The 16,727-nt window shown below is 73.3% G+C and carries 14 protein-coding genes; all 14 read right to left on the bottom strand.

Translation table 11 applies throughout. The features are described from left to right. Positions 1–1,980 (bottom strand): primosomal protein N' (locus IH44_RS0110485; RefSeq protein ID WP_051816738.1); only part of this gene is annotated, 1,980 nt, incomplete at its 3' end. A 100-nt stretch (positions 1,981–2,080) separates the two neighbouring features. Then, on the bottom strand, positions 2,081–3,292 hold the full coding sequence (gene metK / locus IH44_RS0110480; RefSeq protein WP_030459186.1) for a methionine adenosyltransferase: 1,212 nt from the start codon (positions 3,290–3,292) through the stop codon (positions 2,081–2,083). A gap of 246 nt (positions 3,293–3,538) precedes the next feature. After that, a complete protein-coding gene (gene coaBC / locus IH44_RS0110475; RefSeq protein ID WP_030459185.1) occupies positions 3,539–4,765 on the bottom strand; it encodes a bifunctional phosphopantothenoylcysteine decarboxylase/phosphopantothenate--cysteine ligase CoaBC in 1,227 nt (408 codons plus the stop codon). 195 nt (positions 4,766–4,960) lie between these two features. Then, on the bottom strand, positions 4,961–5,227 hold the full coding sequence (gene rpoZ / locus IH44_RS0110470; protein ID WP_030459184.1) for a DNA-directed RNA polymerase subunit omega: 267 nt from the start codon (positions 5,225–5,227) through the stop codon (positions 4,961–4,963). A 53-nt stretch (positions 5,228–5,280) separates the two neighbouring features. Further along, positions 5,281–5,838 (bottom strand): guanylate kinase, encoded by a 558-nt coding sequence (gene gmk, locus IH44_RS0110465; RefSeq protein WP_030459183.1) that lies wholly within the window; start codon positions 5,836–5,838, stop codon positions 5,281–5,283. 48 nt (positions 5,839–5,886) lie between these two features. After that, complete coding sequence (mihF, locus tag IH44_RS0110460; protein ID WP_030459182.1) at positions 5,887–6,213, bottom strand: integration host factor, actinobacterial type; 327 nt, start codon at positions 6,211–6,213, stop codon at positions 5,887–5,889. Between the two features lie 229 nt (positions 6,214–6,442). Then, positions 6,443–7,282, bottom strand: coding sequence for an orotidine-5'-phosphate decarboxylase (gene pyrF, locus IH44_RS0110455; protein WP_030459181.1), 840 nt, complete (start codon positions 7,280–7,282; stop codon positions 6,443–6,445). Continuing rightward, the gene (locus IH44_RS0110450; protein WP_035954623.1) at positions 7,283–8,263 is read right to left on the bottom strand and encodes a dihydroorotate dehydrogenase; all 981 of its coding nucleotides are present in this window, start codon (positions 8,261–8,263) and stop codon (positions 7,283–7,285) included. It abuts the gene before it with no gap. Beyond that, the gene (locus IH44_RS49060; RefSeq protein ID WP_030459179.1) at positions 8,260–9,069 is read right to left on the bottom strand and encodes a hypothetical protein; all 810 of its coding nucleotides are present in this window, start codon (positions 9,067–9,069) and stop codon (positions 8,260–8,262) included. Before IH44_RS49060 ends, IH44_RS0110450 begins: the two co-directional genes overlap by 4 nt. A gap of 198 nt (positions 9,070–9,267) precedes the next feature. Next, complete coding sequence (locus IH44_RS0110440) at positions 9,268–10,365, bottom strand: quinone-dependent dihydroorotate dehydrogenase (RefSeq protein ID WP_030459178.1); 1,098 nt, start codon at positions 10,363–10,365, stop codon at positions 9,268–9,270. Positions 10,366–10,463: 98 nt separating this feature from the next. Continuing rightward, entirely contained in the window at positions 10,464–13,772 is a 3,309-nt protein-coding gene (gene carB / locus IH44_RS0110435; RefSeq protein WP_030459177.1) for a carbamoyl-phosphate synthase large subunit, read from the bottom strand. Further along, the gene (carA, locus tag IH44_RS0110430; protein ID WP_030459176.1) at positions 13,765–14,937 is read right to left on the bottom strand and encodes a glutamine-hydrolyzing carbamoyl-phosphate synthase small subunit; all 1,173 of its coding nucleotides are present in this window, start codon (positions 14,935–14,937) and stop codon (positions 13,765–13,767) included. Before carA ends, carB begins: the two co-directional genes overlap by 8 nt. Next, entirely contained in the window at positions 14,934–15,491 is a 558-nt protein-coding gene (locus IH44_RS0110425) for a hypothetical protein (RefSeq protein ID WP_030459175.1), read from the bottom strand. Before IH44_RS0110425 ends, carA begins: the two co-directional genes overlap by 4 nt. Further along, entirely contained in the window at positions 15,491–16,723 is a 1,233-nt protein-coding gene (locus IH44_RS0110420; RefSeq protein WP_369794929.1) for a dihydroorotase, read from the bottom strand. Before IH44_RS0110420 ends, IH44_RS0110425 begins: the two co-directional genes overlap by 1 nt. Between the last annotated feature and the right edge of the window lie 4 nt (positions 16,724–16,727).

Below are 16,727 nucleotides of genomic sequence, written 5' to 3'. Positions count from 1 at the left end.
CCCCGAAGCACCCGAAGCACCCGAAGCACCCAAAGCACCAGCCCCCCCGGCACCGCCCCCGTTCCCCCCGAACACCGGCACCGGCCCCAGCACGTCCGCCCCCGCAGGCAGTCGCAGCAGCCCCAGCAGGTCGGCGACCGCCCGCGCCGACCCCGTCACCGAGGCCATCCGCGAGACCGGCGGGAACCTGAGCTCCTCCCGCTCGTCGAGTTCGGTCCCCGCGTGCCCGGCCGGGTCCCACCGCACCAGCGCCTGCACGGCCCGCGCCGCCGCCTCCGCGACGACCACCACCGTGCCGCCCTCCGTCGCCGGGCGGACCAGCGCGGCCGCCGTCAGCCAGCGCCGCACCGCCTCCTCGCCGGCCCGCAGGTCGGGCCGGTTGAGCAGCGCCCAGCCGTCCAGCAGCAGCGCCGCCGCGTACCCGGGCCCCTCCGCGACCGGTTCGGCGCCCGGCGTGGCCAGCACCAGCGCGGGCGCCCCCGACACCGTCGCCAGCACCGCGTCCCGCCCGGAGGTGCGGACCGGGATCCGCGGGAACGCCTTGCCCAGCTCCTCCGCCGTCCGCCGGACGCCGACCACCGCGGCCCGCAGCCGGAACGACCCGCACTCGGTGCAGTGCCAGTCGTGCTCCTCCGTGCCGCACCAGGAGCACACCAGCACGGCGCCCGCCGCCGGCGACTCCAGCGGCCCGCCGCAGGCCCGGCAGCGCGCCGTCTCCCGGCAGCGCCCGCAGGCCAGCCGGGGCGCGTAGCCCCGCCGCGGGACCTGCACCAGCACCGGCCCCCGGGTCAGCGCCTCGTGCGCGGTCTCCCAGGCCACCGACGGCAGCCGGGCGGCCTGCGCCGCCCCGTCCCGGGCCTGGTCGTACTCGGTGACGGTGCGCACCCGGGGCGCGGTCAGCCGGACGGTCTCCCGGGCGGCGGCCAGCGGCCGGGCCCAGCCCGAGCGCAGCAGCTGCGCGGCCTCGACCGTCATCGAGACGCCGCCGAGCAGCACCGCCGCGCCCTCCTCGGCGGCCCGCAGCAGCGCCACCTCCCGCACGTGCGGATAGGGCGCGTTGGGGTCGCTGTGGCTGCTGTCGCCGTCCGACCAGACCACCACCAGCCCGAGGTCGCGCACCGGGGCGAACACCGCCGCCCGGGTGCCGATCGCGGCGTGCACCGAACCGCGGCTGACGGACAGCCAGCGCCGGTAGCGCTCCTGCGGACCCGCCTCGGCGGCCAGCACCACGTGCCGCCCGGCGCCGAGCAGGTCGTGCAGCGCCGCGTCGACCCGGGCCACCGCCCGCCCGTCGGGCAGCACCACCAGCGCGCCGCGCCCGGAGGCGAGCGTCGCCGCGACGGCCCGGGCGATCTCGCCCGGCCACTCGGGGCCGGGCAGCGCCGTCCACACCGCGCGCGGCGGGTGCCCGCCGGCCAGCGACGCCAGGAACTCGGCGCCGTGCACGTAGCGCTCCCAGCTGCCCACCGCCGGGGCGCCCGGCGGCGGCAGCGGGCGCGGCGACGGCTCGCTCTCGGCCCCGGCGTGCCGCGGCGGGACGGCCAGTTGCAGCACGTCCGCCAGCGTCCCGGCGTAGCGGTCGGCGACGGCCCGGCACAGCCGCAGCAGTTCGGGCCCCAGCACCGGCTCGGGCGACAGCACCCGGGCCAGCGGGGCCAGCGGGCCCGCGTAGTCCGAGTCGTCCCGGCGCTCGACGACGAAGCCGTCGTGCAGCGCCCCGCCCTCGCGCCGCCCGTGCGCGCCGACCCGGCCGCCGAACCGGACCCGGACCCGGACGCCGGGCCGGGCGTCCTCGGACATCGACTCCGGCACCGCGTAGTCGAAGTACTGGTCGAGGCTCAGCACGCCCTTGTCGACCAGCACCCGGGCCACCGGCTGCCGTTCGGCGAGCACCACCCCGCGCGCGGCCCGCGGCTTCGCCCGGCGCACCGTCTCCCGGATGAACGCCAACTGCTCCCCGGTGCCGTCCGCGCTGCTCACGCCCCCAACCTAGCGGAACCCCCCGACAACACCGACACGACGACGGAGCCGCCCGCCAGGAGGAAACTCCCGACGGACGGCTCCGTTCGCACTACACCGTTCAGCCCGCGACGGCGGCCTTCAGCGCGTCGACCCGGTCGGTGCGCTCCCAGGTGAAGTCCGGCAGCTCACGGCCGAAGTGGCCGTACGCGGCGGTCTGCTGGTAGATCGGGCGCAGCAGGTCCAGGTCGCGGATGATCGCGGCCGGGCGCAGGTCGAAGACCTGGGTGACGGCCTCCTGGATCTTCAGCACCGGGACGGTCTCGGTGCCGAAGGTCTCCACGAACAGGCCGACCGGCTCGGCCTTGCCGATCGCGTACGCGACCTGCACCTCGGCGCGCCGGGCCAGGCCCGCGGCGACGATGTTCTTGGCGACCCAGCGCATCGCGTACGCGGCCGAGCGGTCCACCTTGGACGGGTCCTTGCCGGAGAAGGCGCCGCCGCCGTGGCGGGCCATGCCGCCGTAGGTGTCGATGATGATCTTGCGGCCGGTGAGGCCGGCGTCGCCCATCGGGCCGCCGATCTCGAAGCGCCCGGTCGGGTTGACCAGCAGCCGGTAGCCCTCGGTGACGAGCTTGATGCCCTCGTCGGCGAGCGCCTTGAGCTCGGGCTCGACCACGAACTCCCGGATGTCGGGGGTGAGCAGCGAGTCCAGGTCGATGTCGCTGGCGTGCTGCGAGGAGACCACCACGGTGTCCAGGCGCACGGCGCGGTCGCCGTCGTACTCGATGGTGACCTGGGTCTTGCCGTCGGGCCGCAGGTAGGGGATGGTCCCGTTCTTGCGGACCTCGCTCAGCCGGCTGGAGAGCCGGTGCGCGAGGGTGATCGGCAGCGGCATCAGCTCGGGGGTGTCGTCGCAGGCGTAGCCGAACATCAGGCCCTGGTCGCCGGCGCCCTGGCGGTCCAGCTCGTCCTCGACGTCGCCCTCGACCCGGTGCTCGTGGGCGGTGTCCACGCCCTGCGCGATGTCGGGGGACTGCGAGCCGATCGACACCGACACGCCGCAGGAGGCGCCGTCGAAGCCCTTCTTGGACGAGTCGTAGCCGATCTCCAGGATCTTCTCCCGGACCAACTGCGCGATCGGCGCGTACGCCTTGGTGGTGACCTCGCCGGCGATGTGCACCAGGCCGGTGGTGATCAGGGTCTCCACGGCGACGCGGGAGGTCGGGTCGTCCTTGAGGAGGGCGTCCAGGATGGTGTCGCTGATCTGGTCAGCGATCTTGTCGGGGTGTCCCTCGGTGACGGACTCCGAGGTGAACAGGCGGCGAGACACAGCGCTCCCTGGGGTTGCAGCGGCTGCTGACTGAATGCGCTCGGAAGTCCCGAGGCATCCGGAAAGACTTGATTCCTGGAGTGGAGTGTAACGGTCGGCTACCGATCGCGGGGCACTCCCCGGCAAGGTCCGCCGTGTCCGGTCGAGGATCACACCGGCCGGTCTGCGCCGGTCAGGACGGGTCGCGGCCGAACCGACCGGCCCTGGGGCATCCAACTACCGGGACAACTCGGGGCGTTGCAGCGGTTAACGCTCCGCCCCGGCCCCGGCGCGGGGCAGCCGGGCGGCGACCTGGTCCCAGACCGCGTCCGCCAGGATCTCCTTGGGGCCGTCCGCGATGTGGACCTCGGAGCCGTCCGCGCCGAGCAGCACGGCGCTGTTGGTGTCCTGGCCGAACGCCTTGCCGTCGCCGACCTCGTTGACCACCAGCAGGTCGCAGCCCTTGCGGGCGAGCTTGGCCCGGCCGTTGGCCAGCACGTCGTCGGTCTCGGCGGCGAAGCCGACCACCACCTGCCCGGCGCGGGCCCGGTCGGCGGCGACCTCGGCCAGCACGTCGGGGTTGCGGACCAGCACGATCGGCGCGGGCTCGACGCCGTCCACCTTCTTGATCTTGCCGCTGGCGTACTCGGCGGGCCGGAAGTCGGCGACCGCGGCGGCCATCACCACCGCGTCGGCGTCCTCGGCGGCCTTCAGCACCGCCTCGCGCAGTTGCATCGCGGTGCCGACCCGGACCACGTCCACCCCGGCCGGGTCGGGCAGCGCGGTGTTCGCGGCGACCAGGGTGACCCGGGCGCCGCGGGCCACCGCGGTGGCGGCCAGCGCGTAGCCCTGCTTGCCGGAGGAGCGGTTGCCGAGGAAGCGCACCGGGTCGAGCGGCTCGCGGGTGCCGCCCGCCGAGACCACCAGGTGCCGCCCGACCAGGTCCTGCTCCAGCGAACCGCGCAGCAGCACGCGGCGGCAGACCGCGAAGATCTCGCCCGGGTCGGGCAGCCGGCCCTTGCCGGTGTCGACGCCGGTGAGCCGGCCCACCGCGGGCTCGATCACGATCGCGCCGCGCCGCCGCAGCGTGGCGACGTTCTCCTGGGTGGCGGGGTGCTCCCACATCTCGGTGTGCATGGCGGGCGCGAACACCACCGGGCAGCGGGCCGTCAGCAGGGTGTTGGTCAGCAGGTCGTCGGCCAGGCCGTGGGCGGCCTTCGCCAGCAGGTCCGCGGTCGCCGGGGCGACCACCACCAGGTCCGCCCGCTGCCCGATCCGCACGTGCGGGACCTCGTGCACCCGCTCCCAGGTCTCGGTCGCCGCCGGCCGCCCGGACAGCGCCGCCCAGGTGGCCTCCCCGACGAAGTGCAGCGCCGCCGCGGTCGGCACCACCGTGACCTCGTGCCCGGACTCGCTGAACCTCCGCAGCAGTTCACAGGCCTTGTAGGCGGCGATCCCGCCGCTCACCCCGAGGACCACACGGGACGCGTTCATGACGGTCGGCTCTCCTTCATCACGGCACTGCGACGGGCTCGCGCCCACCTTACGACCCATCAGCGCACGGCTGCGACGTGCCACCGGGCACACCGGGCGCGCCGGGTACACCGGATGCACCGGTCACACACGGCCGCAGGGCCCGCCCCGACGCCGGACGGCATCGGAACGGGCCCTGCAGGGACTCTCGGGGGCTCAGGCGCCCTCGACCGCCTCGGCGGTGAGCAGGCCGGCGTTGATCTCGCGCAGCGCGATCGACAGCGGCTTCTCGTGCACGTGGGTGTCGACCAGCGGGCCGACGTACTCGAGCAGGCCCTCGCCCAGCTGCGAGTAGTACGCGTTGATCTGGCGGGCGCGCTTGGCCGCGTAGATCACCAGGCTGTACTTGGAGTCGGTGGCCTCGAGCAGCTCGTCGATCGGCGGGTTGATGATGCCCTCGGGCGCGGTCATCGAAGAGGACACGCTGAACCTTCCGAAGTGGTTTTACGGGTATCGGCTGGATGCAGCCGATCCGGTCAGGCTACACCGAGCAAGGCTAGCAGTTCGGCCGCTACCTGCTCGACGGAGGTGTTGACAAGCGTCGTGTCGAACTCCGACTCGGCCGCCAGCTCGACCTTCGCCACCGCCAGCCGCTCGTCGATGACGTCCTGCGGCTCGGTGCCCCGGCCGGTGAGCCGGCGCACCAGCTCGTCCCAGCTCGGCGGGGCCAGGAAGACCAGCTGCGCCTCGGGCATCGACTCCTTGACCTGCCGGGCCCCCTGGAGGTCGATCTCCAGCAGCACCGGCTCGCCCTTGTCGAGCTTGTCGAGCACCGCCTGCCGCGGCGTCCCGTACCGGTTCCCGGCGAAGACGGCCCACTCCAGCAGCTCGCCGTTGGCCACCAGCTTGTCGAACTGCTCGTGGTCGACGAAGTGGTACTGCACGCCGTCGCGCTCACCGGGGCGCGGGTGCCGGGTCGTCGCCGACACCGACAGCCAGACCTCGGGGAACTGCTTCCTCATATGAGCGACGACCGTGCTCTTGCCGACCCCGGAGGGGCCGGAGAGCACGGTCAGCCGCGGACGCTCACTCATGTACCGATTATCCCGGATCGCGGACGTTCCGCTGACACCGGCCTCCGATCAGGAAGCCGCGCCGCCGAACTCCCGCTCCAGGGAGGCGATCTGGTTCGTACCGAGGCCGCGCACGCGACGGCTCTCGGAGATGCCGAGGCGCTCCATGATCTGCTTGGCGCGCACCTTGCCGACACCCGGCAGGGACTCCAGCAGGGCGGAGACCTTCATCTTGCCGATGACCTCGTCGTCGGACTTGCCGGCCTTGATGACGTCGTGCAGCGAGGCGCCCGAGTGCTTCAGCCGGTTCTTGACGTCGGCACGCTTCCGGCGAGCCTCGGCGGCCTTGGCGAGCGCGGCGGTGCGCTGTTCGGGAGTAAGGGGCGGAAGAGCCACGCCGTTCACCTCAGGTGTGGATGGAAGGGATGAGCCATGACTTGGTGGTGCCCGGACGCCACAGGCTCTGACCTGCGGAGGTGGCCGTGACCACCGCCAACTGGCGTCCTACCGCCGGACACTACCCAACTTGGGCCGCCGCGTCAGGAAAAGAACACGAAAAGTCCAGGTCAGCAGGGGCCGACCTGGGAGTTTTCCGGTCAAATCAACCGAGTTGACGGCCCCGCGCTCATGCGTTTGTGACGCCCCTCACATCGTTGACGAACGCCTGCGCGGCCTGCCGGAGCGCCGCCACCGACGGCCCGTGCCTGAGCACGTCGCGGCTCACCGAGGGCACCACGTTGCGCACCTGGTCGCCGAAGACCCGCGGCAGGTCGGCCGCGGTGGCGCCCTGCGCGCCCACCCCGGGGGCCAGCAGCGGGCCGTTGATCGCCAGGTCCACCCCGGCGTCGGCGAGCGTCGCGCCGACCACCGCGCCGAACGACCCCAGCGGCTCGGCGCCCGCGTTCTCCGCCGCCAGCCGCCGCAGCACCGCCTGCGCCACGCTCTGCCCGTCCGCCCCGACCGCGCGCTGCACCTCGTGCCCCTCCGGGTTGGAGGTCAGCGCCAGCGCGAACAGGCCGCAGCCGTTGGCGTGCGCCAGATCCACGGCCGGCTGCAGCGAACCGAAGCCCAGGTACGGGCTGACGGTGAGCGCGTCCGAGAACAGCGGGCTGTCCGGGGACAGGAAGGTCTCGGCGTAGGCGGCCATGGTCGAACCGATGTCGCCGCGCTTGGCGTCCATCAGCACCAGCGCCCCGGCCGCCCGGGCCTCGGCCACCGAGCGCTCCAGGACGGCGATGCCGCGGCTGCCGAAGCGCTCGAAGAACGCGGACTGCGGCTTGAGCACCGCGACCCGGTCCGCCAGCGCCTCGACCACGGTGCGGGAGAAGGTCTCCAGCCCGGCCAGGTCGTCGTTCAGCCCCCAGGCGGTGAGCAGCGAGGCGTGCGGGTCGATGCCGACGCAGAGCTGGCCCCGGGTGTCGAGGGCGGTCCGCAGGCGGGCGCCGAAGGGCGTGCTGTCAGTCATCTACTGTCTTCCGTCTTCCGTCGTGGTGGTGCGGTGGGCGAGCCCCACCGCGTCGGTGTAGGCGGCGAAGCCGCGCTCGGCGAGCTCCGTCCGCAGCTCGTCGAGGATCCGCAGCGGTGCGGTCGGGTCGCGCAGCAGCTCCGAGCCGACCGCGACGCCGGACGCGCCGGCCAGGGTGAACTCCAGGGCGTCCCGGCCGGTGCGCACCCCGCCCATGGCGAGGATCGGCACCGTCGGCATCCGCCCGGCCCGCATCCCGGCGTGCACCTGGAACACGCAGCGCACCGCGATCGGCCGCAGCGCCGGCCCGGACAGGCCGCCCAGGCCGCCGGGCGCGCCCAGGGCGGGACGGCGGGCGTCCAGGTCGATGGCCATGCCCCGGGCGGTGTTGACCATCGACAGGCCGTCGGCCCCGGCCGCCACGCAGGCGGCCGCGACCTCGGTGACCGACCCCTGGTCGGGGGCCAGCTTGGCGTAGACCGGCAGCCCGGGCGCGGCGGCCCGCACGGCGGCGACCACGTCGTAGCTGACCGCCGGGTTGGCCGCGAACAGCAGCCCCCGGTCGGCGGCGCCCGGCGCGGACAGGTTCAGCTCCAGGCCGCGCACCCCGTCCCGCCCCGCCAGCCGGGCGGCCAGCTCCGCGAAGTCCTCCAGCCGGTGCCCGCCGATCGACACCACGGTGCGCACCCCCCGCTCCGCCAGCCAGGGCAGCTCGCGCCGCAGGAACCCGTCGATGCCCGGCTGCTGGCCGCCCACGGCGTTCAGCACCCCGCCCGGCACCGCGACGATCCGCGGCCCCGGCAGCCCGGCCCCCGCCCGCGGCAGCACCGTCCGCGTGGTCAGCGTCCCCAGCTCGTCCAACGGCACGAACCGCGCCAGCTCCCGCCCGAACCCGGCGCACCCCGCCGCCGTGGACAACGGGTTCGGCACCGTCCCGGACCCCAACGGCGCGGTCAGGTCGACGTTCTGACGGTCCGTCACGCGATCACCCCCGCCCCTTCCACGTCCGCCGGCACGGTGCCCAGCCCGCCCCAGCGGACCCGGGCGCCGTCGAAGACCGGCCCCTCGGTGCAGGCCCGCACCAGCCGGCTGACGCCGTCCGCGTCACGCACCGGCAGCACGCAGCCCAGGCACAGCCCGGTGCCGCAGGGCAGTTCCGCGCCCACCGCCGTCCAACTGCGCACCCCGCGCAGCGTCGCGGCGCCGACCGCCGCCGCGGAGAGCCCGGGCGAGGCGGCGGTGTACAGCAGGTCGGCGTCGAGCGCGCGCAGGGCCTGGTCGACCAGCGCGGCCGGGTCCTCGCCGAGCGGGAGCCCGGCGCTGCCGTCCGCGGTGAGCAGCAGGACGTCGGCGGTGAGCTCGCGGGCCGCGTCGACGCCGTACAGCCGCCCGGCGGTCGGTGCGGCGAGCACGAAGGCGACCTGGCTGCCGCCCGCGAGCAGCTGTTCGGCGAGGGCGAGCAGCGGCCCGGCCGCGGTGTCCTCGCCGAGCAGCAGCGCGCAGCCGGGGGTGTCGGGCTGCGGGTAGGGCGTGCCGAGCGGGGCGATCAGGTCGAGGATGGCCGGCGGGTCGGCGGGCAGCAGCAGGTCGAGGTCCTCGCCGTCGGCGCGCAGGATCGGCGCGGCCCGGCGCAGCACGTCGGCGCTCCCCCCGGGAGCGGCGAGGGCGGCGAAGTGCCCCGGTCGGAACCGGGCCGCCGCCGTCGCACAGCGCACCGTGACCCGCCGGCCGGGCCCGTCGGCCCGGACCCCGAGCACCTCGGCCCGGGCCACCACCGGATTGGCCATCCCGCCGTCCCTTCCTCCGCACCCGCCGCCACGACGGCCGCCCTGCCCAGCTCCTGCCCCGCCGCCGCAGCCGACGACGACCGGCTGCCCTTCCCGACCGCGCCCCCGATCCTCGCGCACCCGAAGCCCCGCAACCGCACCGACAGGCCCGCCCCACTCCCCCGACCGCCCCCGCGGCCAGCGGCTACCGGCCGGCGACTACCGGTTGCCCTTCCCCACCGCGTCCCCGATCGTCGCGTACCCCGCGGCCCGCAGCCGCGCCGACAGCCCCTTGTGCACCTTCCGCATCCAGAACGGCCCCTCGTAGATGAACGCGGAGTAGCCCTGGACCAGGTCGGCGCCGGCCAGGATGCGCTGCCAGGCGTCCTCGGCGGTCTCGATGCCGCCGACGGAGACGATGGCGAGCCGGCCGTCGGTGCGCTTGCGCAGGCGTTCCAGCACCTCCAGCGAGCGTTCCTTGAGCGGGGCGCCGGAGAGGCCGCCCATGCCGATCTCCTCGATCCGGGCGGCGGGGGTCTTCAGCCCCTCGCGCCCGATGGTGGTGTTGGTGGCGATGATGCCGTCGAGGCCGAGGTGCAGGGCCATGTCGGCGATCTCGTCGATGTCCTCGTCGGCGAGGTCGGGGGCGATCTTCACCAGCAGCGGCACGTGGTGGTTGGTGACCTCGTCGGCGGCCTTGCGGACGTCCCAGAGCAGCGGCCCGAGCACCCGCACGGCCTGCAGGTTGCGCAGCCCGGGGGTGTTCGGCGAGGACACGTTGACGACCAGGTAGTCGGCGTACGGCGCCAGCGCCTTCGCGCTCTTCAGGTAGTCGGCCGTCGCCTCGTCCTCCGGGACGGCCTTGGTCTTGCCGATGTTGACGCCGATGACGGGCGTGTTGCTGGTGTGCGGGCGGGCGGCGAGGCGGGCGGCGACCCGGGCGGAGCCCTGGTTGTTGAAGCCCATCCGGTTGATCAGCGCGCGGTCCTCGACCAGCCGGAACAGCCGGGGCGCGGGGTTGCCGGGCTGCGGCTCGCCCGTCACGGTGCCGATCTCGACGTAGTCGAAGCCGAGCATCGACAGGCCGTCGATCCCGATGCCGTTCTTGTCGAAGCCCGCGCCGAGGCCGAACGGCCCGGGCAGGTCGAGGCCGAGCGCGGTGGTGCGCAGCCGGGGGTCGCGCGGGGCGAGCAGGGCGCGCACCAGGGAGCGCAGGCCGGGCACCGAGTGGGCCAGCCGGATCCAGAAGAACGCCAGGTGGTGGGCCTTCTCCGGGTCCATCTTCTTGAACACCAGGTTGAACAGGAGCTTGTACATCGCGCGGGCAACCCTCCGTAAGCCGTGCCGTGCCGAGCCGGGACATGGACGTGGGGGGCACCCGGCAACCGGACCGGTGTGCCCCCCACGGTTTCGACCTAGTTGCGGCCGGAGTTGATCAGTGCCGCGTGCTCCTGCAGCGACATCACGCCGACCTCGCCGCGCCGCAGCTCGGCGATGCCCTGCACGGCCGCGCCCATCGCCTGCACGGTGGTCAGGCAGGGCACGCCCCGGGAGACCGCGGCGGTGCGGATCTCGTAGCCGTCGAGGCGGCCGCCGGTGCCGTACGGGGTGTTGATGATCAGGTCGACCTCGCCCTCGTGGATGAGCTGGACGATGGTCTGCTCGCCGTTCGGGCCCTCGCCGTCGGAGTGCTTGCGCACCACGGTGGCGGGGATGCCGCCGCGCTGCAGCACCTCGGCGGTGCCGGTGGTGGCGAGCAGTTCGAAGCCGAGCTCGACCAGCGCGCGGGCCGGGAAGACCAGGTTGCGCTTGTCGCGGTTGGCGACCGAGACGAACACCTTGCCCTTGGTGGGCAGGGCGCCGTACGCGCCGGTCTGGGACTTGGCGTACGCGGTGCCGAAGACCCGGTCGATGCCCATGACCTCGCCGGTGGAGCGCATCTCCGGGCCGAGCACGGTGTCGACGCCGCGGCCGTGCACGTCGCGGAAGCGCGACCACGGCATGACGGCCTCCTTGACCGAGATCGGCGCGTCGGCGGGCAGCGTGCCGCCGTCGCCCTCGCGCGGCAGCAGGCCCTCGGCGCGCAGTTCGGCGACGGTGGCGCCGAGCGAGATCCGGGCGGCGGCCTTGGCCAGCGGGACGGCGGTGGCCTTGGAGGTGAACGGCACGGTGCGGGAGGCGCGCGGGTTGGCCTCCAGCACGTACAGGATGTCGCCGGAGAGCGCGAACTGGATGTTGATCAGGCCGCGCACGCCGACGCCCTTGGCGATGCCCTCGGTGGCCGAGCGCAGCCGCTTGATGTCGTACCCGCCGAGGGTGATCGGCGGCAGCGCGCACGCGGAGTCACCGGAGTGGATGCCGGCCTCCTCGATGTGCTCCATGACGCCGCCCAGGTAGAGCTCCTGGCCGTCGTAGAGGGCGTCCACGTCGATCTCGACGGCGTCGTCGAGGAAGCGGTCGATCAGCACGGGGTGCTCGGAGATCAGGCCGGCGTGCCGCTCCAGGTAGGAGGCGAGCGAGGGCTCGTCGTAGACGATCTCCATGCCGCGGCCGCCGAGCACGTAGGACGGGCGGGCCAGCACGGGGTAGCCGATCTCGTCGGCGATCGCCTTGGCCTCCTCGAAGGAGAACGCGGTGCCGTGCTTGGGGGCCGGCAGGCCGGCGTCGCGCAGCACCCGGCCGAACGCGCCGCGCTCCTCGGCGAGGTGGATCGCCTCCGGCGGGGTGCCGACGATCGGCACGCCGTTGTCCTTGAGCGCCTGCGCCAGGCCGAGCGGGGTCTGGCCGCCGAGCTGGACGATGACGCCGGCCAGCGGTCCGGCCTGCTGCTCGGCGTGGACGATCTCCAGCACGTCCTCCAGGGTGAGCGGCTCGAAGTAGAGCCGGTCGGAGGTGTCGTAGTCGGTGGAGACGGTCTCCGGGTTGCAGTTGACCATCACGGTCTCGTACCCGGCGTCGGCCAGCGCGAAGGAGGCGTGCACGCAGGAGTAGTCGAACTCGATGCCCTGGCCGATCCGGTTCGGGCCGGAGCCCAGGATGATCACGGCGGGCTTGGTGCGCGGCGCGACCTCGCTCTCCTCGTCGTAGGACGAGTAGAAGTACGGGGTCTTGGCGGCGAACTCGGCGGCGCAGGTGTCGACGGTCTTGAACACCGGGCGGATGCCGAGCGCGTGCCGCACCTCGCGGACCACGTCGGCCTTCAGGCCGCGGATCTCGCCGATCTGCTGGTCGGAGAAGCCGTGCCGCTTGGCGTGCCGCAGCAGCTCCGGGTCGAGCTTGTCGCCCTCGCCCAGCTCGACGGCGATCTCGTGGATCAGGAAGAGCTGGTCGACGAACCACGGGTCGATCTTGGTGGACTCGAACACCTCCTCCGGGGTGGCGCCGGCCCGGATCGCCTGCATGACGGTGTTGATCCGCCCGTCGGTCGGAACCTGGGCCTTGACCAGCAGCTCGTCCTTGTCGCCCACCTCCCCGACCCAGCTGAACTGCGAGCCCTTCTTCTCCAGCGAGCGCAGCGCCTTGTTCAGCGCCTCGGGGAAGTTGCGGCCCATCGCCATGGCCTCGCCGACCGACTTCATGGTGGTGGTCAGCGTGGCGTCGGCGGACGGGAACTTCTCGAACGCGAACCGCGGCACCTTGACGACGACGTAGTCGAGGGTCGGCTCGAAGGAGGCCGGGGTCTGCTCGGTGATGTCGTTGGGGATCTCGTCCAGCGTGTAGCCGACGGCGAGCTTCGCGGCGATCTTGGCGATCGGGAAGCCGGTCGCCTTGGAGGCCAGCGCGGAGGAGCGCGAGACGCGCGGGTTCATCTCGATGACGATGACCCGGCCGTCGACGGGGTTGACCGCGAACTGGATGTTGCAGCCGCCGGTGTCGACGCCGACCTCGCGGATCACGGCGATGCCGATGTCGCGCAGGATCTGGTACTCGCGGTCGGTGAGGGTCATCGCCGGGGCGACGGTGATCGAGTCACCGGTGTGCACGCCCATCGGGTCGAAGTTCTCGATGGAGCAGACGACGACCACGTTGTCGTGCTTGTCGCGCATCAGCTCCAGCTCGTACTCCTTCCAGCCGAGGATGGACTCCTCCAGGAGCACCTCGGTGGTCGGCGAGAGGGTCAGGCCCTGGCCGGCGATCCGGCGCAGGTCCTCCTCGTCGTGCGCGAAGCCGGAGCCGGCGCCGCCCATGGTGAAGGAGGGGCGCACGACGACGGGGTAGCCGCCCAGCGTCTCCACGCCGGCCAGCACGTCGTCCATCGAGTGGCAGATCACCGAGCGGGCGGACTCGCCGTACCCGATCTTGGCCTTGACGGCCTCGACGACGCCCTTGAAGAGCTCGCGGTCCTCGCCCTTGTTGATGGCGTCGACGTCGGCGCCGATCAGCTCGACGTCGTACTTCTCCAGCGTGCCGGCCTTGTGCAGGGAGATCGCGGTGTTCAGCGCGGTCTGGCCGCCCAGGGTCGGCAGCAGCGCGTCGGGGCGCTCCTTGGCGATGATCTTCTCGACGAACTCGGGGGTGATCGGCTCGACGTAGGTGGCGTCGGCGATCTCCGGGTCGGTCATGATCGTGGCCGGGTTGGAGTTGACCAGGACGACCCGCAGGCCCTCGGCCTTGAGCACCCGGCAGGCCTGCGTACCCGAGTAGTCGAACTCCGCCGCCTGGCCGATGACGATCGGGCCGGAGCCGATCACCAGGACGGACTTGATGTCGGTGCGCTTAGGCACGCTGGCCCTCCATGAGCTCTACGAAGCGGTCGAAGAGGTACGCGGCGTCGTGCGGGCCGGCAGCCGCTTCGGGGTGGTACTGCACGCTGAAGGCGGGGACGTCGAGCGCCTGCAGGCCCTCGACCACGTCGTCGTTGAGGCAGACGTGGGAGACCTCGACCCGCCCGAAGGGGGTGTCGCTCACCTGGTCCAGCGGCGCGTTCACGGCGAAGCCGTGGTTGTGGGCGGTCACCTCGACCTTGCCGGTGCTGCGGTCCTGCACCGGCTGGTTGATGCCGCGGTGGCCGTACTTGAGCTTGTAGGTGCCGAACCCGAAGGCCCGGCCCAGGAGCTGGTTGCCGAAGCAGATGCCGAAGAACGGGGTCTTCTTCGCCAGCACGCCGCGCAGCACCTCGACCTGGCGGTCGGCGGTGGCCGGGTCGCCGGGGCCGTTGGAGAAGAACACGCCGTCGGGCTGCACGGCGTAGATGTCCTCCACCGAGCTGTTCGCGGGCAGCACGTGCACCTCGATGCCGCGCTCGGCCATCCGGTGCGGAGTCATGCCCTTGATGCCCAGGTCCACGGCGGCGACGGTGAACTTCTTCTCACCGATCGCCGGGACGACGTAGGCCTCCTTGGTGGCGACCTCGGCGCACAGGTCGGCGCCCTTCATCTCCGGGGCCTGCTGCACCTTGGCCAGCAGCGCCGCCTGGTCGGCGACCGCCGGGCCGGAGAAGATGCCGACCCGCATCGCGCCGCGCTCGCGCAGGTGGCGGGTGAGCGCGCGGGTGTCGATCCCGCTGATGCCGACGACGCCCTGGCGCTCCAGCTCCTCGTCCAGCGAGCGCTTCGAGCGCCAGTTGGAGGCGACCCGGGCGGGGTCGCGGACCACGTAGCCGGACACCCAGATCTGCTGCGACTCGTCGTCCTCGTCGTTCCAGCCGGTGTTGCCGATCTGCGGGGCGGTCATCACGACCACCTGGCGGTGGTAGGACGGGTCGGTCAGGGTCTCCTGGTAGCCGGACATGCCGGTGTTGAAGACCGCCTCGCCGAAGGTCTCGCCGACCGCGCCGTACGCCTGGCCGCGGAAGGTCCGGCCGTCCTCCAGGACGAGCACGGCGACGGGCCGATCAAACGACGTGCGCTCCCGCCTGGTGCGCTGCGTGGTGGGGGCAGGTGCGGTCATGTGGCGGCCTCTTCCGTCTTCATCGTCTTCGTACGTGTCACTAGTGCCTCGACGGCTTCGACCCAGTCGTCGTGCCCGTCGGCGGCGTCCAGCCGGAACCCGCTCTCCAGGGCGCGGTCGCCGAGCGTCCAGCCGACCACCAGCAGTCCGCTCGGCACGACCTTCCCGGCGATGCCGGAGTCGGTGCGGGCGCCGGTGAGCGCCGCGGCGGGGATCCACAGGTCGGCCTCGCCGGGGCGGCGGGCCAGCAGGCCCTGCTCGGTGAGGGTCAGTCCGGCCAGGCTGCGGGTGCCGAGGCCGTGCGCGACGACCCGGTCCAGCCAGTTCCCGGCGGTGGTGGAGCCGTGGTAGCGGCCGGGCGCCGCCAGCAGCGCCGGGCCGGTCTCCGCGGGCACCGCGGGCAGTTCGGGCAGGTCGGACTGGAGGGTGCGCCGCCAGTTCCAGCCCTGCCGCATCAGCCAGTACACCAGCGCGATCAGGATCAGCAGGCCGACCGTCGCACCGATGTACCCGGGCCAGTCGGTGACGTGGCCCTTCTCGGTGGCGAGCGGCATCAGCGCTCGACCAGTTCGCCGGCCAGCACGGTGGCCTCACCGCGCAGGAAGGTGGCGTGCACCCGGCCGGGCAGGTCCATGCCCTTGTACGGGGTGTTGCGGGAGCGGGTGGCGAAGGTGTCGGGGTTCACGACTCCACGGTACGCGGGATCGAACAGCACCAGGTTGGCAGGCTCGCCCACCGAGATGGGCCGTCCGTGGCCGGTCAGCCGCCCGATCCGGGCCGGCCGGTGCGACATCCGGTCCGCGACGCCCTCCCAGTTCAGCAGGCCGGTGTCGACCATGGTCTGCTGCACGACCGACAGCGCGGTCTCCAGCCCGACCATGCCCATCGCGGCGACCGCCCACTCGCAGTCCTTGTCCTCCGCGGGGTGCGGGGCGTGGTCGGTGGCGACGGCGTCGATGGTGCCGTCGGCCAGCGCCTCGCGCAGCGCCTCGACGTCGGCGGCGGTGCGCAGCGGCGGGTTGACCTTGTACACCGGGTCGTAGGAGCGCACCAGTTCGTCGGTGAGCAGCAGGTGGTGCGGGGTGACCTCGGCGGTGACGTCCCAGCCCTTGCCCTTGGCCCAGCGGACGATCTCGACCGACCCGGCGGTGGACAGGTGGCAGATGTGCACCCGGGAGCCGACGTGCGCGGCGAGCAGCACGTCCCGGGCGATGATCGACTCCTCGGCGACGGCGGGCCAGCCGCCGAGGCCGAGCTCGCCGGAGACCTGGCCCTCGTTCATCTGGGCGCCGGCGGTCAGCCGGGGCTCCTGGGCGTGCTGGGCGATCACGCCGTCGAAGGCCTTCACGTACTCCAGCGCGCGGCGCATGATCACCGCGTCGTCCACGCACTTGCCGTCGTCGGAGAAGACCCGCACCCCGGCGGCGGAGTCGTGCATCGCGCCGAGCTCGGCGAGCTGCTTGCCCTCCAGGCCGACGGTGACGGCGCCGACCGGCTGCACGTCGCAGTAGCCGGACTCGCGGCCCAGCCGCCAGACCTGCTCGACCACGCCGGCGCTGTCGGCGACCGGGAAGGTGTTGGCCATCGCGTGCACGGCGGTGTACCCGCCCATGGCGGCGGCCCGCGTGCCGGTCAGCACCGTCTCGGCGTCCTCCCGGCCGGGCTCGCGCAGGTGGGTGTGCAGGTCGACCAGGCCGGGCAGGGCGATCAGGCCGTGCGCGTCGATGTCGATGTCGGCCCGGACGTCGAGGCCCTCGCCGATCGCGGCGAAGGCGCCGTCGACGATGTGG

The sequence above is a fragment of the Kitasatospora sp. NRRL B-11411 genome (assembly GCF_000721345.1).
Classification (GTDB): Bacteria; Actinomycetota; Actinomycetes; order Streptomycetales; family Streptomycetaceae; genus Kitasatospora; species Kitasatospora cineracea.
The sequence above is the reverse complement of the archived record's forward strand: the minus strand, read 5'-3'. Positions and strand labels throughout refer to the sequence as shown.

Excerpts from the sequence above, each read along its gene's own strand:
- coaBC (WP_030459185.1), bottom strand. The coding sequence starts at position 4,765 with ATGAACGCGTCCCGTGTGGTCCTCGGGGTGAGCGGCGGGATCGCCGCC.
- gmk (WP_030459183.1), bottom strand. The coding sequence starts at position 5,838 with ATGAGTGAGCGTCCGCGGCTGACCGTGCTCTCCGGCCCCTCCGGGGTC.
- pyrF (WP_030459181.1), bottom strand. The coding sequence starts at position 7,282 with ATGACTGACAGCACGCCCTTCGGCGCCCGCCTGCGGACCGCCCTCGAC.
- IH44_RS49060 (WP_030459179.1), bottom strand. The coding sequence starts at position 9,069 with ATGGCCAATCCGGTGGTGGCCCGGGCCGAGGTGCTCGGGGTCCGGGCC.
- IH44_RS0110440 (WP_030459178.1), bottom strand. The coding sequence starts at position 10,365 with ATGTACAAGCTCCTGTTCAACCTGGTGTTCAAGAAGATGGACCCGGAG.
- carA (WP_030459176.1), bottom strand. The coding sequence starts at position 14,937 with ATGACCGCACCTGCCCCCACCACGCAGCGCACCAGGCGGGAGCGCACG.
- IH44_RS0110425 (WP_030459175.1), bottom strand. The coding sequence starts at position 15,491 with ATGCCGCTCGCCACCGAGAAGGGCCACGTCACCGACTGGCCCGGGTAC.